26 protein-coding genes are annotated in these 26,317 nt (G+C 30.4%); 19 read left to right on the plus strand and 7 right to left on the minus strand.

Features of this window, described 5'->3' with window-relative positions:
• Positions 1–17 precede the first annotated feature (17 nt).
• The 17 genes from ACZ0AH_RS03920 to ACZ0AH_RS04000 are packed head-to-tail and all read left to right on the plus strand — an operon-like array spanning position 18 to position 18,770.
• Positions 18–1,046 (plus strand): glycosyltransferase family A protein, encoded by a 1,029-nt coding sequence (locus ACZ0AH_RS03920; protein ID WP_463474549.1) that lies wholly within the window; start codon positions 18–20, stop codon positions 1,044–1,046.
• A complete protein-coding gene (locus ACZ0AH_RS03925) occupies positions 1,043–2,161 on the plus strand; it encodes a glycosyltransferase family 4 protein (protein WP_463474550.1) in 1,119 nt (372 codons plus the stop codon). The genes ACZ0AH_RS03920 and ACZ0AH_RS03925 overlap by 4 nt, the downstream gene beginning before the upstream one ends.
• A complete protein-coding gene (locus ACZ0AH_RS03930; protein ID WP_463474551.1) occupies positions 2,158–3,240 on the plus strand; it encodes an acyltransferase family protein in 1,083 nt (360 codons plus the stop codon). The genes ACZ0AH_RS03925 and ACZ0AH_RS03930 overlap by 4 nt, the downstream gene beginning before the upstream one ends.
• Positions 3,237–3,908 (plus strand): acylneuraminate cytidylyltransferase family protein, encoded by a 672-nt coding sequence (locus ACZ0AH_RS03935; RefSeq protein ID WP_463474552.1) that lies wholly within the window; start codon positions 3,237–3,239, stop codon positions 3,906–3,908. The genes ACZ0AH_RS03930 and ACZ0AH_RS03935 overlap by 4 nt, the downstream gene beginning before the upstream one ends.
• Positions 3,909–3,914: 6 nt before the next feature.
• Positions 3,915–4,955, plus strand: coding sequence for an N-acetylneuraminate synthase (gene neuB / locus ACZ0AH_RS03940; protein WP_463474553.1), 1,041 nt, complete (start codon positions 3,915–3,917; stop codon positions 4,953–4,955).
• Entirely contained in the window at positions 4,948–6,081 is a 1,134-nt protein-coding gene (neuC, locus tag ACZ0AH_RS03945; RefSeq protein WP_463474554.1) for a UDP-N-acetylglucosamine 2-epimerase, read from the plus strand. Before neuB ends, neuC begins: the two co-directional genes overlap by 8 nt.
• A gap of 33 nt (positions 6,082–6,114) precedes the next feature.
• Positions 6,115–7,548 carry an MBOAT family O-acyltransferase gene (locus tag ACZ0AH_RS03950; RefSeq protein ID WP_463474555.1) on the plus strand — a complete coding sequence of 478 codons (1,434 nt, stop codon included), beginning with the start codon at positions 6,115–6,117 and terminating at the stop codon, positions 7,546–7,548.
• The gene (locus tag ACZ0AH_RS03955; protein WP_463474556.1) at positions 7,548–8,432 is read left to right on the plus strand and encodes a hypothetical protein; all 885 of its coding nucleotides are present in this window, start codon (positions 7,548–7,550) and stop codon (positions 8,430–8,432) included. Before ACZ0AH_RS03950 ends, ACZ0AH_RS03955 begins: the two co-directional genes overlap by 1 nt.
• 28 nt (positions 8,433–8,460) lie before the next feature.
• The gene (locus ACZ0AH_RS03960; RefSeq protein WP_463474557.1) at positions 8,461–9,369 is read left to right on the plus strand and encodes a polysaccharide deacetylase family protein; all 909 of its coding nucleotides are present in this window, start codon (positions 8,461–8,463) and stop codon (positions 9,367–9,369) included.
• Between the two features lie 5 nt (positions 9,370–9,374).
• Positions 9,375–10,208 (plus strand): GNAT family N-acetyltransferase, encoded by an 834-nt coding sequence (locus ACZ0AH_RS03965; protein WP_463474558.1) that lies wholly within the window; start codon positions 9,375–9,377, stop codon positions 10,206–10,208.
• A gap of 8 nt (positions 10,209–10,216) precedes the next feature.
• Positions 10,217–11,626, plus strand: coding sequence for a hypothetical protein (locus tag ACZ0AH_RS03970; RefSeq protein WP_463474559.1), 1,410 nt, complete (start codon positions 10,217–10,219; stop codon positions 11,624–11,626).
• Entirely contained in the window at positions 11,608–12,753 is a 1,146-nt protein-coding gene (locus ACZ0AH_RS03975) for a glycosyltransferase family 4 protein (RefSeq protein ID WP_463474560.1), read from the plus strand. Before ACZ0AH_RS03970 ends, ACZ0AH_RS03975 begins: the two co-directional genes overlap by 19 nt.
• A 46-nt stretch (positions 12,754–12,799) precedes the next feature.
• Positions 12,800–13,780, plus strand: a complete 981-nt coding sequence (locus ACZ0AH_RS03980; protein ID WP_463474561.1) for a hypothetical protein — start codon at positions 12,800–12,802, stop codon at positions 13,778–13,780.
• A gap of 1 nt (position 13,781) precedes the next feature.
• Positions 13,782–14,900, plus strand: coding sequence for a glycosyltransferase (locus ACZ0AH_RS03985; RefSeq protein ID WP_463474562.1), 1,119 nt, complete (start codon positions 13,782–13,784; stop codon positions 14,898–14,900).
• A complete protein-coding gene (locus ACZ0AH_RS03990; protein ID WP_463474563.1) occupies positions 14,897–15,970 on the plus strand; it encodes a glycosyltransferase in 1,074 nt (357 codons plus the stop codon). The genes ACZ0AH_RS03985 and ACZ0AH_RS03990 overlap by 4 nt, the downstream gene beginning before the upstream one ends.
• Complete coding sequence (locus tag ACZ0AH_RS03995) at positions 15,967–17,319, plus strand: O-antigen ligase family protein (RefSeq protein ID WP_463474564.1); 1,353 nt, start codon at positions 15,967–15,969, stop codon at positions 17,317–17,319. The genes ACZ0AH_RS03990 and ACZ0AH_RS03995 overlap by 4 nt, the downstream gene beginning before the upstream one ends.
• A 59-nt stretch (positions 17,320–17,378) precedes the next feature.
• On the plus strand, positions 17,379–18,770 hold the full coding sequence (locus ACZ0AH_RS04000) for a sugar transferase (protein WP_463474565.1): 1,392 nt from the start codon (positions 17,379–17,381) through the stop codon (positions 18,768–18,770).
• Between the two features lies 1 nt (position 18,771).
• Here ACZ0AH_RS04000 and ACZ0AH_RS04005 read toward each other — a convergent pair whose 3' ends face one another.
• Together ACZ0AH_RS04005 and ACZ0AH_RS04010 are read right to left on the minus strand one after the other, a co-directional pair.
• Positions 18,772–19,908: a lipoprotein N-acyltransferase Lnb domain-containing protein gene (locus tag ACZ0AH_RS04005; protein ID WP_463474566.1), complete on the minus strand. Its 1,137-nt coding sequence runs from the start codon at positions 19,906–19,908 to the stop codon at positions 18,772–18,774.
• 39 nt (positions 19,909–19,947) lie between these two features.
• On the minus strand, positions 19,948–21,015 hold the full coding sequence (locus tag ACZ0AH_RS04010; RefSeq protein ID WP_463474567.1) for a putative type IX sorting system protein PorV2: 1,068 nt from the start codon (positions 21,013–21,015) through the stop codon (positions 19,948–19,950).
• 265 nt (positions 21,016–21,280) lie between these two features.
• Here ACZ0AH_RS04010 and ACZ0AH_RS04015 point away from each other — a divergent pair, with 265 nt between their 5' ends.
• Together ACZ0AH_RS04015 and ACZ0AH_RS04020 are read left to right on the plus strand one after the other, a co-directional pair.
• A complete protein-coding gene (locus ACZ0AH_RS04015) occupies positions 21,281–21,991 on the plus strand; it encodes a CDP-alcohol phosphatidyltransferase family protein (RefSeq protein ID WP_463474568.1) in 711 nt (236 codons plus the stop codon).
• Between the two features lie 10 nt (positions 21,992–22,001).
• On the plus strand, positions 22,002–22,853 hold the full coding sequence (locus ACZ0AH_RS04020; protein WP_463474569.1) for a glycoside hydrolase family 25 protein: 852 nt from the start codon (positions 22,002–22,004) through the stop codon (positions 22,851–22,853).
• 46 nt (positions 22,854–22,899) lie between these two features.
• Here the strand turns inward: ACZ0AH_RS04020 and ACZ0AH_RS04025 are convergent, their stop codons facing one another.
• The 5 genes from ACZ0AH_RS04025 to ACZ0AH_RS04045 form a co-directional block, all read right to left on the minus strand.
• On the minus strand, positions 22,900–23,121 hold the full coding sequence (locus tag ACZ0AH_RS04025) for a DUF5808 domain-containing protein (protein WP_463474570.1): 222 nt from the start codon (positions 23,119–23,121) through the stop codon (positions 22,900–22,902).
• Positions 23,122–23,205: 84 nt separating this feature from the next.
• The gene (gene lptB, locus ACZ0AH_RS04030; protein WP_026982881.1) at positions 23,206–23,946 is read right to left on the minus strand and encodes an LPS export ABC transporter ATP-binding protein; all 741 of its coding nucleotides are present in this window, start codon (positions 23,944–23,946) and stop codon (positions 23,206–23,208) included.
• 198 nt (positions 23,947–24,144) lie between these two features.
• Entirely contained in the window at positions 24,145–24,498 is a 354-nt protein-coding gene (locus ACZ0AH_RS04035; protein ID WP_463474571.1) for a carboxymuconolactone decarboxylase family protein, read from the minus strand.
• Positions 24,491–25,306, minus strand: a complete 816-nt coding sequence (tatC, locus tag ACZ0AH_RS04040) for a twin-arginine translocase subunit TatC (protein WP_463474572.1) — start codon at positions 25,304–25,306, stop codon at positions 24,491–24,493. The genes ACZ0AH_RS04035 and tatC overlap by 8 nt, the downstream gene beginning before the upstream one ends.
• The gene (locus tag ACZ0AH_RS04045) at positions 25,306–26,271 is read right to left on the minus strand and encodes a KpsF/GutQ family sugar-phosphate isomerase (protein WP_463474573.1); all 966 of its coding nucleotides are present in this window, start codon (positions 26,269–26,271) and stop codon (positions 25,306–25,308) included. Before ACZ0AH_RS04045 ends, tatC begins: the two co-directional genes overlap by 1 nt.
• Positions 26,272–26,317: the final 46 nt, after the last annotated feature.

Raw genomic sequence — 26,317 nt, forward strand, 5'->3', positions numbered from 1 at the left:
AATAAGGAAAGAATATCATGCGAATAGGTTTTAATCCTAATAGAAATATAATGCAGGAAACCAATGAGTTCTTTCATCAGGTTATAATTCCTGTATATATACCTAATCAGGAAGGGTATTTTAAGGATAGCTTTAAGATCTTGCAATATTGTATGGAATCGTTATTCAAAACAAGCCATAATAACACATATTACACAGTAGTTAATAACGGAAGTTGCGATGAAGTAGAACAATATCTGGAAGATTTATATCATAAAGAAGTCCTGCATGAAATAATTAATACTTCTAATATTGGAAAAGTAAATGCAATTCTAAAAGGAATTGCCGGGCATGATTTTTTATTTATAACAGTCAGTGATTGCGACGTGCTATTTTTAAAAGATTGGCAGGAGGAGACCTACAAGGTTTTCAAAAAATTCCCAAAAACGGGCGCTGTTTGTCCAACTCCTTCTTCAAAGTCTTTAAAAAATTATACTTCTAATATTTGGTTTGAACGAATGTTCTCAAAATCGCTATATTTTACAAAAGTTAAAAATCCCATGGCCTTAAAGGCATTTGCGGCAAGTGTCGGAAATCCTGAAATGTACAATACGATTCAGTTAGAAAAGTATCTTACAGTCAGTAACGGAGATTTTAAAGCTGTAGTGGGTGCAGGACATTATGTAACAACATATAAGAAAGAAGTATTCCAAAAAAGGCATTCCACATATTCTAACTTTGTACTTGGAGGTGACAGCGAATCGAAATTATTAGATTTTCCTGTTGTACAAAAAGGAATGTGGAGACTTTCAACAGAAGATAATTTTGCTTACCATATGGGTAATGTAGAAGAGGAATGGATGAAAAGAACCTTAGAAAATATTAAACCGGATAACTTTATATTAAAAGAGTCCATTTTTTTACCTGAAATTAAATTTTCAAGACTTGGATTTTTCTTTAAATACATAATATTCTCAAAAATTATTGCGAGAAAAAAAATATGGTATTACTGTTTAAGATGGAAAGGGCTTTCTAAAGAAGAAGTAATAAGATATATGAGTATATGAGCAATTCTGTAAAAGTAATCCTAATTTCTCAGGCCCCACTTCCATTTTCCAAAATAGGAAGCTGGACTACACTTTATAAAAATTATTTACTACAGAATCATAAAATTGATTGTATAGTTTGCCATTTACCGGAAGAAACCTTTGATGGAGTTAAGTATAGTTTTGTCAAATCAACTTTAATTACCAAATTCAGTAAAAGGATTTTAAAGAAAAAAAACACTGAATACCTTCAAGCTCTGGATAAATTGATTCAATCCAATGAAAAGTATATATTTCAGATCGTTGATAATTATGGAATGGTCAAACCTCTTAAAAATTATTTAATTTCAAAAGGGATCGATAAACAGTCTTACATTCAATTTTTTTATCACGGTTATTTGCCTCATAATCAAAAAGATTCAGAGAAAGACTTTTATGGTATTGTAGATGAGATTGTTGTGCTGACTAAAAAAAGTTATGACGAACATAACAAACAAATCAATATATTGCCAAATTATTTTTCGATTCTTCCAAATGGTATTGATACAAAAAAATTTGCAAAAATTTCGGATGCTGAAAAAATCATTTTAAAAGACCGCCTTAATTTAAAAAACAAAAAAGTATTTGTTTGGTGTTCTAATGATCGCCCCAAAAAAGGATTGAATTTAATTTTAGATGTTTGGAAGACTGTTTATCCAAAGTATGATAATATTGTTTTACTTGTTATAGGTTGTGAGGCGAGAACAGAAATGGAGGGAGTTTCGTTTTTGGGTAAAATTCCTAATGATAAACTTCCACAATATTATCAGGTTTCAGATTGTTACCTTTTTCCAACTTTGTGCCAGGAAGGATTTGGTCTCAGTTTGATCGAAGCTTTACACTGTGGATCTTATTGCATTGCATCTGCAATGGGAGGTGTTCCTGAAGTTTTGCAAGAGGGCAAATTTGGAAAATTAGTAGAAAATCCGCATTTTGTTTCTGAATGGGAAGATGCTATTCATGACTTTTTAAGTAATGATTATAAATTTAATGATTTCTCAGCAGATTTATACACTATGGAAAATTGGAATAATGGCATGAATTTGATAATAGAAAAAGCAAAATTTAGATTACATAATAACTTAAAACTGATATGAGAATAGAACAATTAACTTTTACCAGATTTCTCGCGGCAATTTCAATAGTTATATTTCACTATGGGAAAAAGAGTTTTTTGTTTAATAACAGATATGTAGATTTTATATTTAGTAACGCAGATGTATGTGTAAGTTACTTTTTTATTTTGTCTGGATTTGTAATGATGATTGCTTACTCGCACAGATCTGTGATTTCAGCAAAAGAATATTTTTTAAATAGATTTGCCAGAATTTATCCGGTTTACTTTTTAGCGCTATTGGTTATGTTTTTGTTACAAGTTCGTAGTCATGACTTAGACCTTTCAGCTTTGTTTTTAAATGTCTTTATGATTCAATCATGGGTTCCTGGCAAAATCCTAACGGTTAACCCTCCCGGATGGTCATTGTCAGTAGAATTTATTTTTTATGCTATGTTTCCATTTTTATTTAAGTATTTTAAAAAAACAGAAACAAAAAAAATCTTCTTATATATTATTTTATTTTGGATTGTAAGTCAAATTGTTTTTCAATCGCTTTATCTTCTATATTGCGGAAAAGAGAAGTTCTCACTTCTGAAAGATTTTATAATGTATAATCCATTATTGCATATTAACGAATTTTTGATTGGCACTTTAGCAGGGTTCCTTTTTACTCAAAAAATTAAATTAAGACAAAGAAATTATGATTTTTTAATTTTAGTCTTACTTTTTCTTATAATTTTCAGTTTAAGATTTTCCGACTATTTAAGTTTTCATAATGGATTATTAGCTTTGTTTTTTATACCATTAATAATTTTTATTTCATTAAATAATGGTTTTATAACAAGGTTATTTCAAAAAAGAATATTTGTTTTTTTAGGAGAAATAAGCTTTGGAATTTATATACTTCAACATCCTGTCTATTCTTTAGTGAGTGCGTATAGTCTCAATAAATATTTTCATTTAACAGATATAACGGTAGTTTTTTTTATAAGATTTGTTCTTTTAATCATTGTAGCTTCGATCTCCTATATCTACATTGAGAAGCCTATTCAAAATCTCATAAAAAATAAAGAGGGCTATTTTTGGAATAAACTTAGTTTGATAAAATTAAAATCATGAAAACCATCGCCATAATTCCAGCCCGTGGCGGCTCAAAACGGCTTCCTGGTAAAAACATACAAATGTTAGGAGAGTTGCCTTTATTGGTCCACTCGATTTTGTATGCGCAACATAATGATACGATTATTGATGAGGTCTATGTTTCGACAGACAACGATGATATAAAAAAAACAGCCTTGCAGTTTGGTGCTAAAGTTATTGATCGACCAGCCTCCATTTCTGGAGATTTAGAACCTACAGTTTCGGCTCTAAAACACGTATTGGAATGTATTGGGCCTAATGTTGAAAATATTATTTTATTACAGGCAACAAATCCATTGCGTCCAGAGGGTTTATTAAAAGAAGCTTTTGATTTCTATGAAAAAGAAAATTATGACAGTCTGTTTACGGTTTCACGAAATCATCAAAAGCTTGGTAAAATAAAAGCTCATGAGTTTATTCCATTTAACTATTCCATAGGACAAAGAAGCCAGGATTTAGAGCCACTTTTTTTTGAAAATGGCTTGTTATATATAACAAAGGCATCTCTAATTCTGAATGATATAATTATTTCAGAAAATGCTTTCCCATTCGAAGTAAATCATATTTTTGCACATGTTGATATTGATACGTTAGACGATTTTGATTATGCCATGTATTTGTATCAAAAAAATAAAACCCGAATATAAAAAAAAATGAATCAATATATAGAAATTGCCGGCCGTAAAATAGGGTCAGATTTTCCACCGTTAGTTATTGCCGAAATTGGTATTAATCACGAAGGTTCTTTACAAGTAGCCAAAGAAATGGTTGATGCAGCATACAGAGCTGGAGTTGAGGTTGTAAAACATCAAACTCATATTGTAGAAGATGAAATGTCTGGAGCTGCAAAAAAAGTTATTCCTGGTAATGCTGATGTTTCGATTTATGAAATTATGGAGCGTTGTTCTTTAAATGAAGAAGAAGAACTTGAACTTAAAAACTATGTTGAAAGCAAAGGTATGATTTTTATTTCTACTCCTTTCTCACGTGCTGCTGCAGAACGTTTGAAAAAATTTGATATCCCGGCTTACAAAATTGGTTCAGGAGAATGTAATAATTATCCTTTATTAGAACATATTGCTTCTTTTGGCAAACCTGTAATTTTGAGTACGGGTATGAATACTATTGAAAGCATTCAAAAAGCTGTAGCAATTTTTGACAAATATAATATTCCGGTTGCATTATTACATACTACAAATTTATATCCAACACCTATACATTTAGTTCGTTTTGGTGCAATGGTTGAGTTACACAATGCTTTTCCAACTAAAGTATTTGGATTAAGTGATCATACGTTAAATAATAATGCTTGTTTAGGAGCTGTTGCTTTGGGGGCAAGTGTTTTAGAGAGACATTTTACAGATTACATGCAACGAACCGGCCCGGATATTATTTGCAGCATGGATGAAAAGGCTTGCAGTGAATTGATTGTTGCAAGTGCTGAAATTGCATTAATGCGCGGCGGAACAAAGAAGCCAGCTCTTGAAGAACAGGTTACTATTGATTTTGCTTTTGCGACAGTTTGCGCTATAAAATCAATTAAAAAAGGTGAGAAATTATCAAAAGAGAATATTTGGGTAAAAAGACCAGGTACAGGAAAAATTCTGGCAGAACATTTTAACGATTTAATTGGAAAAGAAGCGGTTAGAGATATTGAAAATGATGAGCAATTAGATTTTATTGATTTTGAGTAGCAATATAAAAAAAATCCTATTTCTTACAGGTACTCGTGCTGATTTTGGTAAAATAAAATCCTTAATTCAAACACTTGAGCAAGATCAAGACTTTGAAGTTTTTGTTTTTGTTACCGGAATGCATTTACAAGAGCTTTATGGCTATACGTTAATAGAAATAGAACGTTGTAATTTTAAGAATGTTTTTACATTTGAAAACCATACCCATGAAACTACAATGGATTTAACTTTAGCAAGAACTATTGTAGGGCTCTCAAATTATTGCAAAAATACAAACCCAGATATGATTGTTGTACATGGTGACCGTGTTGAAACACTTGCGGGAGCTATTGTAGGATCATTGAATAATATTTTAGTTGCACATATTGAAGGAGGTGAGGTTTCAGGAACCGTAGATGAGTTAATTCGACATAGTGTAACTAAACTAAGTCATATACATTTTGTATCGAATGAGCAAGCAGCAAAAAGACTACTTCAGATGGGCGAAATAAAAGAATCCGTTTTTACAATTGGTTCGCCTGATATTGACATTATGTTTTCTAACAATCTGCCCGATTTAGAAGATGCTAAGAAATATTATGGAATTTCCTTCGAAAATTATGCAATAGTGATGTTTCATCCAGTGACGACTGAATTTAATTCCATGAAGGAGTACGCAAGCACTTTTGTGAATTGCCTGTCAAAGGATAATAATAATTATGTAGTCATTTTTCCGAATAATGATTTAGGAAGTCAATTTATAATAGATGAATTTGATAAATTAAAAAATAATATAAGATTCAGAATTTTCCCATCTCTACGATTTGAATATTTTTTAACACTATTAAAAAATAGTCAATTTATAATTGGCAACAGCAGCGCTGGAATCCGTGAAGCGCCGTATTATGGAATTCCAATTATTAATATCGGGACTCGCCAGCAAAATAGAGCTGTTCATGCTGATATTATCAATGTTGACTATTCCGAAAAAGAAATAAAAGGAGCTCTTTCAATAATAAATTCACACAAGGTTAAGACTTTTACAAATGATTTTGGTAAAGGAAATAGTAACGAATTATTTTTGCAGTCGCTTAAGAAAAACGATATTTGGCAACTTAATCACCAAAAACAATTTCGAGATATATAATTTTCTTTTTTATCAATACCACTTTAACTACTTATGTTCTTTAATTCCATAGCTTTTGCCATTTTTTTACCAATCGTTTTTTTCTTGTATTGGTTTGTTTTTAATAAAACCAAAAACACGCAAAATGCATTACTTATAGTTGCCAGTTATTATTTCTATTCTTGTTGGGATTGGAGATTTCTGTTTCTGTTGGTTTTCTCAACTTTTTTAGATTATTATACAGGAATTCAAATTGAAAAAAGCAAATCAGAGCAAAGTCGTAAATTCTGGTTTTGGTTGAGTATTTTAGTCAATTTAGGTTTCTTAGGAGTTTTTAAATACTATAACTTTTTTGTTTCGTCTTTCTCTGATTTATTAAATTCAGTTGGAGTGCAGGCAAGTCCTATTTTATTAAATGTAATTCTTCCAGTTGGAATTTCGTTTTATACTTTTCACGGATTATCATATGTAATTGATATTTATTATAAACGAATAAAAGCGGAATATAATTTTGTAGATTATTCTCTCTTTGTGAGTTATTTTCCACTTTTGGTTGCTGGTCCAATAGAAAGAGCAACACATTTATTACCGGAAATAAAGATAAAACGAGAATTTGATTTAGAAAAAGCAAAAGAAGGAATCTGTCAAATAATTTGGGGACTTGTCAAAAAAATAGTCATTGCTGATACTTGTGCGGCGTATGCTAATGCTATTTTTGATCACTATAATTCGGCAAATTCATTATCCTTAATTCTTGGCGCCGTTTATTTTGCTTTCCAAATTTATGGTGATTTTTCAGGGTACTCAGATATTGCATTAGGAGTTTCAAAACTATTTGGTCTTGATTTATTACGAAACTTTAATTACCCTTATTTTTCAAGAGATATTGCTGAGTTTTGGCGTCGTTGGCATATTTCACTGTCTTCGTGGTTTCGTGATTATCTGTACATTCCGCTAGGAGGAAGCAAAGGTGGAATTTGGATAAAAATAAGAAACACTTTTATCATTTTTGTAGTCAGCGGATTTTGGCATGGCGCAAATTGGACATACATCCTTTGGGGATTTATAAATGCTGTTTATTTCTTGCCATTGCTTTTGTCAAATAGTAATCGAAATAATATGGATGCAATTAAGCTTAGGTTTGATTTTGATTCGACGAAAGTAATATTGAGTATCTTATATACCTTTTCGTTAACTTGTATAGCTTGGGTTTTCTTTAGGGCAAGGACAATTACTGATGCAGTTTTATACTTAAAACGTGCCGTTACAAATGGAGATTTTAGTTTTCAATATTTAGAAAACGAAAGATACAATTATGAATTAATTCCCATGATTGGTTTATTTGTTCTAGTCGAATGGTATAGTCGAAACAAAACAGAACCGCTTTCAGGAGGAAAAAGTATGTTGAAAATGGCTTTAGCAATAGTAGCAATTATGGCTTTTGGAACTTTTTCAGATTATAAAGAATTTATATACTTTCAGTTTTAATGAAACAGTTTTTAATTTATATAGGCAGAGTTATTCTTGTAGCATTTTTAGTAGCAATACTATTAGACGTGGTATTTACAGCAGGTTTTTTGAAAGCTAAAAATAGAGGGAAAATACAGGCTGTTTTTAATTCTAAAGGAGAAAAATATGATGTTGTTATTTTAGGGTCATCTCGTGCCAATAATCATTTTGTTGCAAAGATGTTTGAAGACAAAGGTCTTAAAGCATTTAATTACGGAATGAGTAGTGGCCACTTATTCGAAGCTTCATTAATGTTAAAATTAATGATAGAGAGAAAATATAGGATAAAAAATATCATTTTGGAGGCAGATTTAAATCTTGCAAGTGAGGAGCCCTCTGAGGGAATTTCAGCAAATTTTCTACCCTACATTCATAGTTCAGATCCTATAAAACAGCACTTTGAAGCACAAAAAGATTTTAATGAATTGTATTACATACCTTTCTACAGATATATTAGGTATGGAAATATGATTGGTTTTAGAGAAGCATTTTTTTCAGCTATTAATAAAAAGACAAACGCTTTAGATAATTTGGGATATTATCCACTGGAAAAACACAAAAATGGCAATATGAAAAACAATATTGTTAATTTAAATCCTTTGCCACATAATAAATATTACGAAGAAATTAAAAATATGTGCAAGGTCAATCATATTAATTTTATTGCTGTAATGACTCCAATGTGTGAGAATGTAGTAGGCATGAATTATTTTGAAAAGGTTCATAAAGCTTATCCGGAAATTCATAATTATGAAAATGTTGTGGTAGAAAATAAATATTTTTCTTCATGCGGTCATATGACCGATGCTGGTTCAAAAATATTTACAGCCAAAATTTTGAAAGATTTTTTCAAAGTCGAATAATATATTTCAAATTTAATTTATTGTTTAAATGCTTACAGCTATTAATTATCACTATATAAGAGAAAAATTTGATTCGAAATACCCCAGTATATTTGGAGTAACTCCTGACGCTTTTAAAAGACAACTTCTTTTATTGCTTAATGAAGGGGAGTTTTTGAATCCCGCAGATTTAATTAATAATACAGAAGCTATTTTGCATTCAAAGAATAACTACCTTTTAGTTACTTTTGATGATGGATTAAAAGAACAATTTAATTTAGGTCTTTCAATTTTGGAAGAAATTAATATACCGGCTATTTTTTTTGTTAATTCTCTGAATTTTGAGAAGAAAAAAATGAGTACTGTTCATAAAATACATCTTTTAAGATCAATAATTGACCCTAAAATATTACTTAAAAAAGTTAATGAAGGTTTTAAAATCGATTTTTCAGATCTCGACAAAAATAAAGCACAAATAGTATATCGATATGATGATAAACAGAGTGCAGAATTAAAGTATCTTTTAAATTTCAAACTTTCTTTTAAACAACAAGAGTTAATTGTAAAAGATCTGTTTGATAATTATTTTGATGAAGTCAAGGTTTTGGAAGAATTATATATGAGTGATCAAAATTTGATTGACTTAAGTAAAAAAAAATATTTAGGAAGTCATACACACAGTCATTTTCCACTTGGATTGACAAGTCCTGAAACTATCAAATTTGAATTAGAACATAGTAAGAATTGTTTAGAGAATTTAACTCATTCTGAAATTAATTTAGTTTCCTATCCATATGGAACAGACGAAACTTGTACGAATGAAGTTGCTAAGATTGCGAAAGACTGTGGGTACAAAGTAGGTTTTACAACAAAAAGAGGAAATAACACTGGTGATCAAAATAATCTTTTATTGAAAAGATTCGATTGTAATGATATGCCAGGAGGAAAAAATAATTAGTTTTTATGATTACAAGAGAAGCTACGATAAATGATTGGGAAAAATTACACCAGTTTTTTACTAAAATTTACAGAAAAAATCACCCACTACACGACAGAAAATTTTGGGAATGGCAATATGGAGACGCTACGTTTGGACGTTCTTTTATTTGTTTAAATGACGATGGAAACATTGTAGGGCATGTTGGAGCCAATTTTCAAGGAAAAATGGCGTGGATAATTAATGTCTACCTAAATGAGGAATGTCGAGGAAAGGGAATTTTAGGAAAATTATACGATCTGGCGAGACAGTATTATCCTTTAGCGGCAACAGCAGCAAATGAGGCTGGTTTAGGTTTATACAAAAATATGCGATGGATCAGATACTATGATTTAGTTCGCTATGTAAAGATTAATCCCAATTTTAAGGATAAAAACTTTGAGTTTCTTTGTAAAGAAATAAAAGTTTCAGCTGAAAATTTTATAATCAATGATACTCATTATTTTCAGCAGCCATCGATAAAAGGAATTAAATTAAAATGTGGTTCCAGAGCAGTAAGTCAGGAAAATGTGGGAGGTTTAAGACTTGTAGATATTGAGAACATTGAATTACTGGAACAAGAAGCCTGGCAATTAGGATATTATTGGCTAGACTATATTACATCTTGGAATGACTTAAAAACAAAAGATTTGGAGAAAAATGGATGGGTGTTGGATTATAAAAGTGTAATACCTTGGCGTTTAAATCCATTAGAGGAAAATTATTTTTGCGACATTACTTTTCTTTCTGAAGAGCCTTTGGATAAAGAATTTATAGTGCATAGATCATTTTCAGATCATGGAAGAGTAGGAAGTTTATAATTCTTTAAATGAAAATACTATTAATAGTGCCTGATGGCGTAGCTGTTCGAAATTACTTATATTCTAGCTTTGTTTCTGAATTAGAGCGCTTAGGCGGTGAGGTCATGCTTTATCATCAAATCTCAGAAAAAGCTGTTGACGAGATTAAATTAGTACAGCCAAATATTACGAATATAAAGAGAATAACCGTATTTGTAGAGTCACCAAAAGCAAGATTGTTAAGAGAAAGTTGTGTTTACGCGCGACTACTAAGGAATAAAAAAATTCTTGAAAACAATACAATTATGGCTTTTTGGAATAAACCAAAAGGATGGAAAAAAAAGATTCTTTACAGTCTTGCAGAAAAAATAGGTTTTATAATATCAAAATCATATAAAACTATAGTTCAGTTCGATCGCATTTATGAGCAGGAAATTGTCAAAAGTAAAATAATAAGCTGTATAGAAAAAGATTTGGATGTTTTTAAACCTGATTTAGTTTTAAATTTACATCAAAGAGCTCCAATAAGTGCACCAATTATTGAAGTGGCTAAAAATCGAAATATTAAAACTGCCACTGTTATCTTTTCCTGGGACAATGTGCCAAAAGCTAGATTAATTTCACGTTATAATTGCTATTTTGTTTGGTCAGATTTAATGAAATCAGAATTAAGTTTGTTGTATCCGGAAATTAGTAAAAATGCTATTCAGGTCGTCGGAACTCCGCAATTTGAGTTTTATTTTAAGAATGAATTAATAAAAAGTAAAGAAGTTTTTTTTGAAGAATATGGTTTGGATATTAACAAAAAAACAATCTGTTTTTCGGCAAACGATAGCACATCTCCGTACGAATGTAAATACCTGGAGGATTTAGCAGAAGAAGTAAGTATGATTGAAGAAGAAAACCGACCTCAAATATTGTTTAGGAGATGTCCTGTTGACAAAAGTGATAGATTTGATATGATACTGAAAAAATACAATTCACTTATTTTTACCATAGATCCTGATTGGAGATTAGATAATGAAAATAAAAATTCTTTCAGTACAATTTTCCCATCTTATAATGATTTGCAATTATTAGTCAATACTGTCAAGCATAGTGATCTTGTTGTTAATTTTGGCAGCACAATGGCACATGATTTTGCAGTTTTTAGTAAACCCTGTTTATATTTAAATTACGATCCTGTTTTTCGATCGATTTATAAAGTAAATAATGTTTATAAATTTCAGCATTTCAAAAGCTTATCTGGATTAGATGCTGTTGGATGGATCAACCAAAAATCGGAAATTAGAACCAAAATAAAACAAGGAATTGAAAATTCTGATTTATTAGGAAGAGATAGAAGGAAATGGATGGAAAGAATTGTTCAGTATCCTTTAGACCAATCCAGTAAAAATTTTGCTTTAAAAATACAAACGTTATGCACATCTGTTTCTTAATAAACGAATTTCCAAAAGAAGGATTTCCACATGGGGGAATAGGCAGTTTTGTGAGAACGTTAGCGGTTGCATTAGTTAAAAAGAATATAAAAGTATCAGTTGTAGGAATTAATTATACTTTAAATAATGAAACTGAGATTGTTGAGGGAGTGAATGTTTATCGTTTAAAAAGTAATACGGTTAGAGGCTTTGCATGGTATTTCAATTCAAAAGAAATCAATAAAAAAATAGAAGAAATAAATAAAATTAATCCTATAGATATAGTTGAGTCCTCAGAGCTTGGTTTTGCTTTTATTCGGAAAGTAAAAAATATTAAGTATGTTATCCGATTACATGGAGGACACCATTTTTTTTCTGAAAGTGAAAGAAGAAAAATTAATAAATGGAAAGGTTTTCAGGAAAAAAGATCTTTTAAGAAAAGCGATGGTTTTATAGCTGTTTCTTTATTCGTTAAAGAACATACTGAAAAATATTTAAGTTATAAAAATAAACCGATTATTTACATTAGCAATCCAATTGATACTGAGTTTTTTAAACCAATAGCGGTAAATGAATTTGACAACAGGATTGTTTTTGCAGGAACAGTTTGTGAAAAAAAAGGCATAAGACAATTGATACAAGCATTTCCTTTGGTGAAAAAAGAATTCCCAAATGTTACATTGGAAATCTATGGCAGAGATTGGTTTTTTCCTGATGGTAGTTCTTATATGCAGATGTTGAAAGAGAAAGAATTGCCACATTTAAAGGACGTTGTAAAAGATATCCATTTTCACGGAAGCATTCCTTATGCAAATATTCCTTTAGTATATGCTGGAGCTGAAGTTTGTGTTTTTCCTTCACATATGGAAACGCAAGGTCTTGTAGCGCCAGAAGCAATGGCAATGGAAAAAACAGTAATATTTACAAAATTGGGACCTGGACCAGAAACGATAGAGGAATATAAAACGGGATTATTATGTGATCCATATGATCCTAATGATATTGCAAAAAAAATTATTTGGGTGTTTTCTAATAAAGAAAAAGTTCGGGGAATGGGTAAAATAGCAAGACAATTTGTTCTTAAAAAATATGGATTAGACATTATTGTTGATCGTAATGTTGATTTTTTTCAATCTCTAATTTCATAAGTGTAATTTTAATATAATTAATCTCCCCTAATAACTGAAAATTTTAATGATTCAAAAAATATATGTATATGGTCTCTGCAATGTCTTTTACGACGGTTATTATATTCAAGGGATTAAAGAAATATACAAGGATTTTGAATTTAATGTTTCAAAGTTTCCAAAATTCAGTCAAGGTACTTTCGCCGTTATTATAGAAGAGAAAGGTAGTTTCAAGAAAATCGTTATCGATTCAAAAGATTCAAATGAAATTGATGTTGATGCATTAATGTGGTGCGATAGTTATGGAAAAGTAAATTATAATCTGGATGGTTTGTTATTTGCAAATAAAGATAAAGTTGTCGCAATTGGACCAAGTTTTGGTATTAAAATTTGGAATTTATTCGAGACAATGTTTTTTTTAATTTTTAATTTCCTAAGGTTTAGAAAATCAATTACGGACAAGAGAGAATTTGTTGCAAATTATTGGAGACAGTATAAGAGATTAGAATTAAAAAAATACACTAAAACGCAGTCATCAAAAAATGAAGTTTTTTTTATTAGCAGTATTTGGAAAAAGGAGAAAGAAACAAATAATAATAGAGCTTTATTTATAGAAAGTTGTAAAGCTAATGTAAGTGTTAATTTTGAAGGGGGATTTGCTTCACGAAAGAGTGGAGATAATTTGGGGTTTGATGTTTTAGTATATTCTCGAAAAGTCCCTTTAAGCGATTACATAAAAAAAAATAAAAATTCTGCTTTTGTATTCAACACGCCTGCTGTTCTTTCCTGTCACGGTTGGAAATTGGGGGAATTTCTGGCATTAGGAAAAGCTATAATTACAACTTCTCATTATAATAAATTACCAAAGGATCTACTAAACAACAAGCATGTAGTTTTTGTTGAAAATGGTAATCAGATAAAAAAAGCAATTGAACAATTGATAGGTGACATTGATTTTAGACGAAGATTAGAATTTGAAAGCAGAAACTATTTTGATCAATATTTAGCGCCAAAAATGGTACTGAAAAGACTACTTGAAAAAATATAAAATGAAATTTGTAATTATAACTCATGTTAAGCATATTAAAAATAATGACCAGTATTTTGGTTATGCACCATATGTCCGTGAAATAAATATTTGGTTAAAGCATGTTGGTATAATGGAAGTTGTTGCGCCGTTAATAAAAGGAAATCCGACAGCAATTGATTTAGCATATTGTCATGATAAAATTAATTTTAGAGTGGTTCCTGATTTTAATTTTACAAGTTTTAAAGATAATCTAGTTTCGTTTTTTATGCTTCCAATAATTTTTTGGAAAATATTTTGGGCAATGAAAGGTGCGGACCATATTCACTTAAGATGCCCTGGGAATATGGGGCTATTGGGATGTTTTGCGCAAATTTTATTCCCGGGTAAAATTAAAACAGCAAAATACGCTGGAAATTGGGACCCAAAAAGTAAACAGCCTTGGACCTATAATTTACAAAAATGGATTTTAAATAATACTTTCTTAACTCGAAACATGACAGTTTTAGTTTATGGTGAGTTTGAAAATCAATCAAAGAATATAAAGTCTTTTTTTACGGCAACATATTCAGAAATAGAAAAAGAGATTATTCAAAAAGATAGCTTTGATACAGTTATAGAATTTATTTTTGTTGGAAGTTTAGTACCAGGGAAAAAGCCGTTGTATGCGGTGAAATTAGTTCATAAATTAATTGAACAAGGAAAAAATGCAGTCCTAAATTTATACGGAGATGGTGTAGAAAGAAACATTTTAGAAAAATATATTAAAGAAAATCAATTGGAAAACAATGTTTTTTTGCATGGAAATCAAAATAGTGAAGTAATAAAAAGGGCATATAAAAAAAGCCATTTTGTACTTCTGCCTTCGAAAAGTGAAGGTTGGCCAAAGGCTATTGCTGAAGGAATGTTTTGGGGATGTGTACCTATTGCAACAAAAGTTTCATGTATTCCTTTTATGTTGGATTATGGTAATAGAGGTGTTTTATTAGACATGGATTTAAATATTGATTTCAGAAAAATAGAAAGCGTATTAGTAGATGAAAGTAATTTTTTAAATAAAAGTAATTCTGCTATTAGTTGGTCTCAGGAGTATACCACAAATGTTTTCGAATCTGAGATAGAAAAACTCTTAATAAGATGAGAGTAATTCAAATTATAGATTCTCTCGAAGAAGGTGGTGCTGAGCGCATGGCTGTTAATTATGCTAATGCCTTAGTGGGAAAAATACGTTTTTCAGGCTTAATAGTAACTAGAAAGGAAGGTCAGTTACTTAACCAATTAAATAAAGATGTTTCTTATTTCTTTATAAGGAAAAAGAAAAAGATTGATATTAATGCCGTTTTTAGATTAAGAAAATATTTAAAAGACAATAAAATTGATATTATTCATGCTCATGGTACTTCATTTTTTATCACTGTTTTGGTCAAACTGACTTTGCCAAAAATTAAAATTATCTGGCATGATCATTATGGTTCTCGTTCTAAAGAATCGAAGAAGCAAAATTTAATTTTAATTCTTTTGTCTGCTTTTTTTTATTCAATTATTGTTGTTAACCTTCAGTTAGAAGAATGGAATAAGAAAAATATGCTTTGTAAAAAAGTAATTTTTATTCCTAATTTTTCCAGCGATAATAGGAAAAGTGAAAAAATTACAATTTTAAAGGGAATGGAAGGCAAGCGAATCATTTTTTTGGCAAATTTAAAAGCTCCTAAAAATCATATTCTTATTCTAAAAGTTTTTATGGATTTAAAATTACACGAATCAGATTGGAGTCTACATTTAATAGGAAAGGATTATTATGATTCATATTCACAGCTTTTAAAAAACTTTATAGAATCTAATTCATTAGAAAAGAGTATACATTTGCATGGAGTAAAAAGTGATATTAAGTATATATTGTCACAAGCTTCAATTGGTGTTTTAGCTTCAACAGACGAAGGATTTCCTGTAACATTGTTAGAGTATGCTTTAGCTAAATTAGCCGTTGTTTCAACAAATGTGGGGTATTGTTCTGAAATTATTCAAAATGGATTTAATGGTTTACTTTTTGATCCTTTAAACTATTCAGATGTAAAAACTCAATTGAAAAAAATGGTAGAAAATGAGATGTTAAGAGAAATGTTAGGAAATAATTTTGAAAAATCAGTTGTTAGAAATTATTCAGAAGAAGTGGTCGTTAAAAAACTAATCTTAGCATATATAAAAAAATGATGCGGAAATCTTTATTCTCTTATGGAGGACTTGTTCTTATTCATGTAATAATCGCTTTGGCAATTTTTGCATTACCTTTTTTGTCTAAAATTTATGCAGTTTTAATTCCGGTAGTAGGTTTTATTATCGTTACTCGTAATAAGAATAAGAATAATGAAATACTGTTTGTAGCGGCTTATTTAGTAGGTGTCGAGGTTTTTTTACGTATGACAGGAGGTAATTTTAACAATGAATACATAAAGTTTTGTGTTATCTTTTTTATGTTGCTAGGAATGGTATATAGTAACTTTTCTATATATGCTTTTATTTATGGTGTAGTTTTATTGTTGTTAATTCCCGGTATTTTTGTAGCAATTGCAGTAGCTGATTTTGATATAGATATTAAAAAAGCATTAGTATTTAATTTATCAGGTCCAGTTTGTTTAGCCATTAGTGCAATTTATATGCTAAAAAAAAGAATATCATTTTTAGATTTGCAAAATGTTATTTTAACAATTGGGTTTCCTATAATTTCAACTACATTTTATTTGTTCTTCTATAATCCAAGTGTTAAAGATGTTATTACCGGAACCAGTTCTAATTTTGAAACTTCAGGAGGATTTGGTCCTAATCAGGTTTCAACGATTTTAGGATTAGGAATGTTTATCTTTTTTTCACAACTAGTTTTGTTTTCAAAATCAAAAAAAGAAATAATTCTAAATGGAGTTTTAGTAATTTTTATTAGTTATAGAGCGATTGTGACCTTTTCTAGAGGAGGAGTTATAACAGGAATTATAATGATTCTTTTTTTAATATTTCTATTATATATATATTCAAATTTAAAAGGCAAAAGAAAGCTTAGCTTAATTGTAATTTTAATGAGTTCTATTGCGTTAGGGATTTGGACTTATACGTCTTTACAAACTAGTGGACTTATAGAGAAAAGATATGCTAATCAAGACGCTAAGGGAAGAGTAAAGAAAGATCGTTTAGGTGGCAGAGAAGCGATTCTGGATGCAGATCTTAAATTGTTTCTTGATAATCCTATAATGGGAGTAGGAGCAGGAATTGGAAAGTCATTACGAAAAGAGTCTTTAGGTCAAGCAGCTGCTTCACATAACGAAATATCTCGTATGTTGAGTGAACATGGTCTATTCGGTATTTTTGGGCTTTTGATATTATTTATTACTCCATTTGTATTATATATAAACAACCGGCAACATTTATATTTTTTATCGTTTTACGTTTTTTGGTTCCTCACTATAAATCACGCAGCTATGCGTATTGCAGCACCGGCTTTTGTATATGCTTTGGCACTTCTTTCTGTTCAAGTCAAAATTCCTGAAAAAGTGGAGGATGCTGTAGGTTAATTCTTTTTTTTTATAATACATTTGCTGAAGTTTTAAGCCCCTAAATCTAAGTTAAATACATGTTGTCAAAGAATAAAATGCACTTCGAAATTTCAGAAAGAAAAGTATTGCTTCGTCTTTTTGATACTATTTTTGTATTAGGAATCATGTATTTGTTAAGTGTAATGTTTGATTATCATTATTTTACTTTAGAAGATAATTATATTAGACCACTTTTATTTATTGCTTATATATACGTTTTTGGAGCAATATTCGAAATGTACAATCTGCAAGTCGCCAGCAATCAGTTTCAAATTTTACGAAGCGTTGTTCTCACTGTGACGACAGCAACTTTGGTATATCTGTTTACACCAATTTTATCTCCGGAACTTCCTAAGCAAAGATTAGTAATATTGATTTTTTACTTTACAATATTAGGCGTATTGTTATTGTGGAGATTCTTCTATGTCTTTTTTTTGGCATCACATCGTTTTTCACAAAATGTGGTTTTAATATGTGATCAAAATCAAGTTGAAGGATTGGTATTAGGACTTGAGAGTGTTGATCCGCATTATAAAATTATTGGGTTTGTAAACTCCGATTCTATTTCTGAAGAAAATTTGAATTTTCATTATGTCAAAGAAATTAAAAAAGAAGATTTAGAGTCTTTTGTGGCGAAAAATAATGTTTCTGAAATTGTAATCGCTTCTCAAAAAACAGATGGAATTACAGCCGATCTATACCAACAATTACTTCATTTATTAGAATCCGGAAATGTAATTAGAGAATATACTCAGGTTTATGAAAGTAAAACACAGCGTATTCCGGTACATTATATTTCGAGAGATTTTTATCGTTTTTTTCCCTTTAGCCGAAGTAACAATAATAAGTTGTATTTGCTTTTAATACGTATTATTGAGTTCTTTATTTCTTTTGTTGGTTTGTTACTTTGTATTGTTTTTATTCCTTTTATTTTTATTGGAAATCTTCTTGCAAATAAAGGAAGTTTATTTTATACACAGGAGCGTGTTGGTAAAAATGGAGTTGTTTTTGAGATATACAAGTTCAGGACAATGGTTAAAAATTCTGAACCTGATGGTGTTGTTTTTGCAACTTCAAATGATAAACGAGTTACACCATTTGGGAAGTTTATGCGTAAATCGAGAATTGATGAATTACCACAGTTTATCAACGTTTTAAAAGGTGATATGGCTGTTATTGGTCCAAGGCCTGAAAGACCATTTTTTGTTGATGAAATTGCTCAAATAATGCCTTTTTATGAAACCAGACACGTTATAAAACCCGGACTTACCGGTTGGGCACAAGTCAATTATTCTTATGGAGAATCTATTGACGAAAGTTTAATAAAACTTCAATATGATTTATACTACATCAAACATCGAAGCGTTTTTCTGGATTTAAGTATTACTTTTAAAACAATTACTACCGTTTTATTTTATCGAGGGCAATAATTTAGATAATAATAGGAATTGGCTTTTTATTTCGAATAGCAACTCTTACCAAAACTACACCGCTTGTAATAATCATTGGCAAAACAATAAAAAAGTGTACTTTATTAATCATAAGAATAAAATAAAATGCCAATAATACCAAATGTATAATTGCAAACCTATAAGTCCATTTTTTGCTTTTTAAGATTGAAAAAAGAATAAGAATCAATAACAGCGGACTAAATAAAAGTACATTGTAATTCATTGCCAGTTCGTGGTGAAAAGAATAAAATCCAACAGAAACAAAAAAGATTCCCATTAAAGACAGAATAAACAAGTAAATTTTGTCTACTACTCGGTTTTGTAATAAAATAACAAAAAGGAGAATAACTACATATGAGAATATATTATTCCACCAGGAAATTGGCGTTTCTTTCTCAAAACTCAACAACGTTTTACTGTTACTTACTAAGGGATGATTTTGAAAAGTAGTTTTTTCTAAACTATTTTTTAATTCAAAAGGAAGAAATATCCTCGTTCCCAATTGATCTACTTTTGTCCCAAAAATGATACTTGTTCCAAGTTTTTCATAAAAATGTCCATCAAAATAAGGAAATAAAATAGATCGATAGGTGATATCGGTATCTCCTTTTTTTGTGATTACTTCACCATTTAGAGTTTTATTGATAATGTCAACGACCATCGAAGTACAGTTTTTATCAATAAACTTATAAGTATAATAGCGATCTTCAGAAAGCAAAGTCGTATTTAAGTTATCAAAAAGTTTTTGTTTTAAATCTTGAGGAATAAGAAGCTCTTGCTCAAATACACTTCTTTTTTCATAAGTATAATCATTTATAAAATCAGAATAAGAGTGCACAACCACAAAATATTGTAAATCCCCTTTTGCAAATTTCATCACAAAATTTGGTGTCGAAAAATCAAAAGCGCCATAATTGTAAACAACATCAATATTGTTCGCAGGATCTGCAACCCGAATGGCAGTATGACCAAAATAAGAATAAGTTTCATTGCCAAGACCGCAGGTTATAACACTTATTTTAGCATCTTTTGATAAGGGTAAACTTTGGCTATAACCAATAAAACTTATTAATAATAGTAAACTAAAAAGTGTTTTTTTTAAAATTACATTTTTCATAATTTAAAATTTTAAGAAGTTTTAATGGGTTTTTAAAAATTATCTAAAGATACCTAAATCTACCTTTATAGAAAAAATATTTGAGTACAAAGCTGTACTTTGATTCCCTAAATCGGTTAAGGCATAATCAACCTCAATTCCTTTATACTTAAAACCTAAACCAATATTAGGTTGAAAATTTAGTTTTTCAGTATTGTCTAACTGTGTTACATTTTGAAAATTTCCTGCTCCGGCTCTCAAAAAAACCAGATCAGTATAACCAAATTCAAAGCCAAGCGCAGGATCAATACTTACCACTTTTGATGAAATAATATCGTTAGTCTGCTCAAAACGCATGTTTAAATTAGTAGCAACTAATAAGCTGTAATCGTTATGAAAATCAAATCTTTTAGAAACGCCTAATTGAGCTTTTGGTAAAGTAATTTCAGTGCTTTCCGGTAATTCATTATTTTCTCCCGGAATTGCATTTGCAATTTTTGCATATTCTTCTTCATCAATATTCCAAACATTGTAAGTTGTCGTAATATCACGAAGCATCAATCCAAATTTCCAGTCGTTTCGCTCAAACTGAAGTCCAAAATCAAAACCAAAACCCCAGGAATTAGCAAATTTTCCAATAACTCTTCTAATTATTTTTGCATTTACACCATATTGAAACCCTTCTACAGGTAATTTTCTCGCATACGAAAATGTAAAACCATAATCTGCCGTAGAGAACAAACTGATTCTATTATAATCTATATTTCCTTGATTGTCTATTAGTTGAGTAGTGTCCAGAATATCATCAACACCAAAACGAATCATCGAAATTCCCCAGGCACTTCGATCGTCAATAGGACTTGCGTATCCTATATAATCGTATTGTGCAATATTGGCAAAATAATTAGCGTGCATTAATGAGATTTGATGATCTTCAAGATGCGTCAAACCTGCCGGATTCCAATAAACAGAATTTACATCTTGTGTAGAAGCAACAACTGCACTGGACATTCCTAATGCCGCTGCGTCAACACCAATATTCATAAATTCATTCGAATATTTTCGAACGGTTTGTGCATACTGTATGGTATAGCTCCAAAATAATAAAAGCAGAAAGATTTTCTTCAACGGATATTTTTTAGCAAACCGAAGTCTGTTTTAATTTTTACCAAAAATATAATATTTTACTCAGCAAATTTGTTCCTTTTCATAAATATTGCGAAAGTCAAAATTTCAAATAAAAAACGCTTATAAATTAAGTCTTTTTATAAGTAAATCTTTTGGACTGATAAAAGAATTTTCATCATGTCATTAGTTTGAACTTTTTACATTAATAGTGTGAATTGTTCATATAATTATGCGAAATTTGTCGCTCAACAAAAATCAGAAAAACATGAATATTAAAAAGCACATTCCGAATTTAATTACATTAATTAATCTTTTTTGTGGCTGCGTTGCTGTTGTTTTTATTTCAGAAGCAAATTACGAAATGGCTTTTTATATGGTTTGTTTGGGAATCTTTTTTGATTTTTTTGATGGTTTTTTTGCCAGATTATTTAAAGTTTCAAGTCCGCTTGGTCTTCAGTTAGATTCTTTGGCAGATATGGTAACCAGCGGAGTTGCGCCAGGTTATGTAATGTATAGTTTATTTACAAACAGTGCGCATGAATTAGGCACAAATCCGGCTATTCCGTTTTTAGGATTTATCATCACTTTAGGATCGTGCTATCGATTGGCTAATTTTAATATTGATACACGCCAAACCGATTCGTTTATTGGTTTACCAACTCCGGCAAATGCTCTTTTTATTCTGAGTTTGCCTTTGGTTCTTAAATTTTCAGATTCATTAATGATACTTGAAATATTGACCAATCAATGGGTTTTATTGGTAATTACTTTGTGTAGTGCTTATATTCTGAACGCCGAAATTCCGTTGTTTTCTTTGAAAATTAAGAAATTTAACTTAAAAGATAATGCACTTCAGGTAGTATTTTTATTGGTTTCAATACTAATGGTTTTATTGCTTCACTATATCGCAATCCCGTTAATAATCATTTTTTATGTGTTATTATCGGTTGTAAATAATACGTTTTTCAAAAAGTAGTTTTATTTGAATGGCAAGAAAAACAACACGACGAACTTCTTATTCTCGAAAACCTCAATCTGGTTTTTTTAGCAGAGTAATTCGTTTCATTATTTATTCTTTTTTAGCATTGCTTTTCTTGGGCACAATTTATCATTATCGTGATGGATTGGCTTATTATCTTGGTTTTAAATCAAGTAAAGTTTTAGATGAAGATGAGGTTGATAAACATTTATCTGATGTTAGAAATATTCAGGTTTTAGAAAATCACAAAGGAAAAGTAATTGGCATCGATGTATCTGAATTTCAAGGGAAAGTTGATTGGGACGAAGTTGAAATTTTAGAAGAAAAATATCCTGTGCAATTTGTTTTCGTTCGTGCAACAGCCGGAAATGACAGGGTTGACAAACAATTTGCAAAAAATTGGGCTGGAGCCAAAGAAAATAAAATTATGCGGGGCGCCTATCATTATTATCGTCCAAATGAAAACTCTATTGAGCAGGCCAATCTATTTATTAAAACCGTTAAATTGCAAAAAGGAGATTTGCCTCCAGTTTTAGATATTGAAAGACTTCCTAAGAATCAACCCTTGGATAGTTTAAAAAAAGGTTTAAAACGCTGGTTAAATAAAGTTGAAGCCCATTATCAGGTAAGGCCAATAATTTATACAGGCGAACGTTATTATGCTGATTTTTTGAAAGAAGAATTTGGAGAATATTTATTCTGGATTGCCAATTATAATTTCTACAGAGAAAAAATCGAAGACGACTGGCTTTTTTGGCAATTTACAGAAAAAGCATCTTTGCCGGGAATAAAACATCGTGTTGATGTGAATATCTATAATGGAGATTTAGAACAATTGCAGTTTATAACCGTTGAGTAGAATTTAAGTTTTCAATCGCAGTCGCAGTTTTGACTGAGACTGAATACTATTTTATTTGTGTCAGAGTGTAAATAAAAAACAGAAAAGCAATGGTAATTAAAATTGCTTTTGAATTTGCAAAGTTTACAGTAAAGCCAGCCCATTTCATTCTCTTCGGGACAAACATTCTTACATCTTTCTTGTTATAATAAAACATACCCAAATGCCAGTTATTAGGGTCGTTATGCCAATTGTTATAATCTTCCTGAGTAGGTTTTTGTGGAATCATTTGAGAAGTATGAAAAATATAATTTGTAAAAAAAATGGTAAAAAGTAATTTACATTTTACTTTTTACCATTCGCATATAACTTTTTAGAATTCAAGTTTCTTTTTACGAAGTTCAAAGTTTTGTCCAAGATAAACGCGGCGAACCATTTCATCTTCAACTAATTCTTCAGGAATTCCGGCTTTCAAAATTCCACCTTCAAACATTAAATATGTTTTGTCTGTAATAGCAAGAGTTTCCTGAACGTTGTGATCGGTGATTAAGATTCCGATATTTTTATTTTTCAATTGTGCTACAATTCTCTGAATATCCTCAACCGCAACAGGGTCAACTCCGGCGAAAGGTTCATCCAATAAAATAAATTTTGGATCAGTTGCCAAAGCGCGTGCAATTTCAGTTCGGCGGCGTTCTCCTCCCGAAAGTAAATCTCCACGATTCGTACGAATATGTTCTAAACTAAATTCTTCAATCAAACTTTCCATTTTTGCAATTTGCTCTTCTTTAGAAAGTTTAGTCAATTGCAAAACGCTAAGAATATTATCTTCAATACTTAATTTTCTAAAAACAGAAGCTTCTTGTGCTAAATAACCAATTCCTTGCTGTGCACGTTTGTACATCGGATAATCAGTAATATTCAAATCATCAAGATAAATATTTCCTTGATTTGGTTTTACCAATCCTACGATCATATAGAATGAAGTCGTTTTTCCGGCGCCATTTGGACCCAAAAGTCCAACAATTTCCCCTTGATTTACCTCAACAGAAATTCCTTTTACAACGCTGCGACCTTTATAGGTTTTGATTAAATTATCGGCTCTTAGCTTCATTATTTTAATTAGATAATTAGATAATCTGAAAATGAGATAATTAAAAAACTAACCCAATTCAATTTTTAAATTTATTAGAAAAGACAAATTAAAAGTAAAATAATCAATCAGATAAATGAATTAACAAATTATTGCATTTTCAAAATCAAATAATTACGATTTTTAAGTAATTATCTAATTATCTAATTGACACATTTTCTAATTAGAAGCTTCTTCTTCAAGAGCTTCCCAGAATTCGTAAGCCCTTCTTAAATGCGGAATTACAATTGTTCCTCCAACAAGCGTTGCGATTCCCATTGCTTCCATCATTTCTTCTTTTGTAACACCTTCTTTATGGCTCGTTTCTAAGTGATATTTTACGCAATCATCACAACGTAAAACTGCAGATGCTACTAATCCTAAAAGTTCTTTTGTTTTTACATCAAGAGCTCCGGGCGCGTAAGCATTAGTGTCAAGATTAAAAATTCGCTTTACAATTTTATTATTGTCAGCCAATAATTTTTCGTTCATTTTAGAACGATAGTCGTTAAATTCTTGTATAATATCAGACATTTTCTTTCATTTTATTTCTATAAACAATCCTTGAAATCAGGATACTCACTTCGTAAATAAGCAACATTGGTATTGCTACAATAGTTTGGCTTACTACATCCGGAGGTGTTACGATTGCTGCTATAATTAAAATAATTACAACGGCATATTTCCAATATTTTCTTAAGAAAGAAGGTGTTACCAAACCTAATTTAGTTAAGAAATAAATAACGATTGGTAATTCAAAAAATATGGCACTTCCAAGAATACTTGTTTTCACCATTCCCATATAGGATTCAAGCGTAAATTGATTTTTTACAACATCACTAACAGAGAAAGTCGCAACGAAATTTACCGACATCGGAATTACGATATAATAGCCAAACAATACTCCTAAAAAGAAAAGCAATGAAGAAGTAAAGATAAATACTTTAGCATTTTTACGTTCTTTCTCGTATAAAGCTGGGCTGATAAACTTCCAAATTTCCCATAAAATATAAGGGAAACTTAAAATAAATCCGGCCAAAAGACACATCCAGACAAAAATGTTTACCTGTCCTTCCATTTCTGTATTCTGAATAATGAAATTCAATTCGGTAATACAAATGCTTTCGGCAAAACCCAATTGATGAGATAAGTCACAAAACCAGACGTAAGTAAAAAATGTAGGTCTTATGGGGCCTAAAATAATTTGATCAAACAAATAATCACTTATAAAATAAGTAACAAATGCCATTATCATAATTGCAATTGTACTTCTAACCAGTAACCATCTTAATTCTTCAAGATGGTCTAAAAATGACATCTCGCCAAGGTTTTTTTTTGCCATTATACGATTCCTTCTTTTAAAATGTCATGTAAATGTAATACTCCTTTGTACTCGCCGTTGTCTGAGACAATCAGTTGTGTTATTGAAAAATCTTCTAAAATATTTAAGGCGTCAACCGCCATAGTTTCCGAAGATACTGTTTTAGGATTTTTTGACATAATATCTTTTGCAGTTAAGTCAGCAATAGTATCTACGTCATTTAGCATTCTTCGGATGTCTCCATCGGTAATAATTCCAATTATTTTATCATCTTCGATTACCGCTGTAACTCCCAATCGTTTTTCAGAGATCTCAAAAATAACCTTTTTGACTGAAGTATCAGGTGCAACCATTGGTTTTAATGAGTGTTCAATCATGTCTTTTACGCGAAGTAATAATTTTTTACCTAAAGCACCGCCTGGATGATATACGGCAAAATCTTCTGGTTTAAAATCACGCATTTCCATCAAACAAACTGCAAGAGCATCGCCCATAACAAGTTGTGCAGTTGTACTGTTTGTTGGAGCTAGATTTATAGGGCAGGCTTCCATGTCAACGGTAGTATTTAAAACATAATCAGAGCCTTTAGCTAAAGAAGAAGTTATGTTTCCGGTAATTGCAATTAAAATGTTTCCAAAACGTTTCAATAACGGAACTAATACTTTTATCTCAGGACTGTTCCCGCTTTTCGAAATACAAATGATGATGTCTTCCTTTTGAATCATTCCCAAATCACCGTGAATGGCTTCTGAAGCATGTAAGAACATCGACGGAGTTCCGGTTGAGTTAAAAGTGGCTACCATTTTTTGAGCAATAATGGCGCTTTTTCCAATTCCTGTAACGATTAATCGGCCTTTGGTTTCGTAAATGCGTTGTGTTGCTTCGTAAAAATTTTCGTCCAGAAAATCAATTAATTTTGTAATCGCTTCACTTTCAGAGAGTATTGTTTTTTTGGCGATCGCCAATATATTTTCTTTTGTGATCAAAACAGAATATTTAAAATTTGTATGTATAAAAGAAAGTTGTATCTTT

The organism is Flavobacterium sp. AC105, from assembly GCF_979258495.1.

What these genes read in the sequence shown, in the direction of transcription:
- ACZ0AH_RS03960 (WP_463474557.1), top strand. Translation starts at nt 8,461, where the DNA reads ATGCTTACAGCTATTAATTATCACTATATAAGAGAAAAATTTGATTCG.
- ACZ0AH_RS03995 (WP_463474564.1), top strand. Translation starts at nt 15,967, where the DNA reads ATGATGCGGAAATCTTTATTCTCTTATGGAGGACTTGTTCTTATTCAT.
- ACZ0AH_RS03965 (WP_463474558.1), top strand. Translation starts at nt 9,375, where the DNA reads ATGATTACAAGAGAAGCTACGATAAATGATTGGGAAAAATTACACCAG.
- ACZ0AH_RS03935 (WP_463474552.1), top strand. Translation starts at nt 3,237, where the DNA reads ATGAAAACCATCGCCATAATTCCAGCCCGTGGCGGCTCAAAACGGCTT.
- ACZ0AH_RS03930 (WP_463474551.1), top strand. Translation starts at nt 2,158, where the DNA reads ATGAGAATAGAACAATTAACTTTTACCAGATTTCTCGCGGCAATTTCA.
- ACZ0AH_RS03975 (WP_463474560.1), top strand. Translation starts at nt 11,608, where the DNA reads ATGCACATCTGTTTCTTAATAAACGAATTTCCAAAAGAAGGATTTCCA.
- ACZ0AH_RS03970 (WP_463474559.1), top strand. Translation starts at nt 10,217, where the DNA reads ATGAAAATACTATTAATAGTGCCTGATGGCGTAGCTGTTCGAAATTAC.
- neuB (WP_463474553.1), top strand. Translation starts at nt 3,915, where the DNA reads ATGAATCAATATATAGAAATTGCCGGCCGTAAAATAGGGTCAGATTTT.
- ACZ0AH_RS04015 (WP_463474568.1), top strand. Translation starts at nt 21,281, where the DNA reads ATGAATATTAAAAAGCACATTCCGAATTTAATTACATTAATTAATCTT.
- ACZ0AH_RS04025 (WP_463474570.1), bottom strand. Translation starts at nt 23,121, where the DNA reads ATGATTCCACAAAAACCTACTCAGGAAGATTATAACAATTGGCATAAC.
- ACZ0AH_RS03980 (WP_463474561.1), top strand. Translation starts at nt 12,800, where the DNA reads ATGATTCAAAAAATATATGTATATGGTCTCTGCAATGTCTTTTACGAC.
- ACZ0AH_RS03950 (WP_463474555.1), top strand. Translation starts at nt 6,115, where the DNA reads ATGTTCTTTAATTCCATAGCTTTTGCCATTTTTTTACCAATCGTTTTT.
- tatC (WP_463474572.1), bottom strand. Translation starts at nt 25,306, where the DNA reads ATGGCAAAAAAAAACCTTGGCGAGATGTCATTTTTAGACCATCTTGAA.
- ACZ0AH_RS04035 (WP_463474571.1), bottom strand. Translation starts at nt 24,498, where the DNA reads ATGTCTGATATTATACAAGAATTTAACGACTATCGTTCTAAAATGAAC.
- ACZ0AH_RS04020 (WP_463474569.1), top strand. Translation starts at nt 22,002, where the DNA reads ATGGCAAGAAAAACAACACGACGAACTTCTTATTCTCGAAAACCTCAA.
- ACZ0AH_RS03925 (WP_463474550.1), top strand. Translation starts at nt 1,043, where the DNA reads ATGAGCAATTCTGTAAAAGTAATCCTAATTTCTCAGGCCCCACTTCCA.
- ACZ0AH_RS03990 (WP_463474563.1), top strand. Translation starts at nt 14,897, where the DNA reads ATGAGAGTAATTCAAATTATAGATTCTCTCGAAGAAGGTGGTGCTGAG.
- lptB (WP_026982881.1), bottom strand. Translation starts at nt 23,946, where the DNA reads ATGAAGCTAAGAGCCGATAATTTAATCAAAACCTATAAAGGTCGCAGC.
- ACZ0AH_RS03920 (WP_463474549.1), top strand. Translation starts at nt 18, where the DNA reads ATGCGAATAGGTTTTAATCCTAATAGAAATATAATGCAGGAAACCAAT.
- ACZ0AH_RS03955 (WP_463474556.1), top strand. Translation starts at nt 7,548, where the DNA reads ATGAAACAGTTTTTAATTTATATAGGCAGAGTTATTCTTGTAGCATTT.
- ACZ0AH_RS04005 (WP_463474566.1), bottom strand. Translation starts at nt 19,908, where the DNA reads ATGAAAAATGTAATTTTAAAAAAAACACTTTTTAGTTTACTATTATTA.
- ACZ0AH_RS03985 (WP_463474562.1), top strand. Translation starts at nt 13,782, where the DNA reads ATGAAATTTGTAATTATAACTCATGTTAAGCATATTAAAAATAATGAC.
- ACZ0AH_RS04000 (WP_463474565.1), top strand. Translation starts at nt 17,379, where the DNA reads ATGTTGTCAAAGAATAAAATGCACTTCGAAATTTCAGAAAGAAAAGTA.